The organism is Sphingomonas epibiotica, assembly GCF_039615155.1.
Taxonomy (GTDB): Bacteria; Pseudomonadota; Alphaproteobacteria; order Sphingomonadales; family Sphingomonadaceae; genus Sphingomonas.
The window spans coordinates 1-839 of the sequence record NZ_JBDGHY010000033.1 but is presented as its reverse complement, the minus strand read 5'-3'; the positions used below and the strand labels follow the sequence as shown (position 1 = coordinate 839).

The window sequence follows — 839 nt, the reverse complement described above, 5'->3', positions numbered from 1 at the left end:
TAGGGTCAGGACTCGTTGTTCACAGCCAGAAGATGACGGTGGCAGCGAGGGTGACGGCGGAGAAGAAGGCGGTGGGGCAGCGATCGTAGCGGGTAGCGACCCGACGCCAGTCTTTGAGGCGGCCGAACATGATCTCGATGCGGCTGCGACGCCGATAGCGGCGCTTGTCGTACCGGACCGGTTCGTTGCGCGACCTGCGGCCCGGGATGCAGGGCTGGATGCCTTTGGCCTGGAGGGCGTCCCTGAACCAGTCGGCGTCGTAGCCGCGATCACCAAGCAGCCACTGCGCCTTCGGCATGTCATCGAGCAGCGCTGCCGCGCCGGTGTAGTCGCTGACCTGGCCCGCGGTCATGAAGAAGCTCAAGGGGCGCCCGTTCGCATCGGCGATGGCGTGGAGCTTGGTGGTCATGCCGCCTTTGGTGCGGCCGATCAGGCGGCCGAGATCCCCTTTTTAACCCGCAGGCTCGATGCCGTGCGGTGCGCCTTCAGATAGGTTGCGTCGATCATGACCGTCTGCGGCTCGGCGCCAGCTGCAGCCAGACCTTCCATCATTCGCGTGAACACGCCGGCCTCGCCCCAACGCTTCCACCGATTGTACAGCGTCTTGTGGGGGCCATACTCGCTGGGCGCATCTCGCCAGCGAAGCCCGTTGCGATTGACGAATACGATGCCACTCAGCACCCGCCGATCGTCTACCCTCGGCCTCCCGTGGCTCTTGGGAAAGAACGGCCGCAGCCGCTCGATCTGCTCGTCCGTCAGCCAAAACAGGTCACTCATCCCGGTCTCCTTGCGGAGCCTGAATCAGATCGCGACGCTCACATCAATGGGTCCTGACCCTA

General features: G+C 64.5%; 1 protein-coding gene. It reads right to left on the bottom strand.

Going from position 1 to position 839, the window contains the following annotated elements:
* Positions 1-19: 19 nt before the first annotated feature.
* A protein-coding gene (locus AAIO73_RS20150; RefSeq protein ID WP_345880578.1) for an IS5 family transposase occupies positions 20-777 on the bottom strand; the annotation gives its coding sequence in 2 pieces (ribosomal slippage) (positions 20-444 and positions 444-777; 759 coding nt in all).
* Positions 778-839 lie beyond the last annotated feature (62 nt).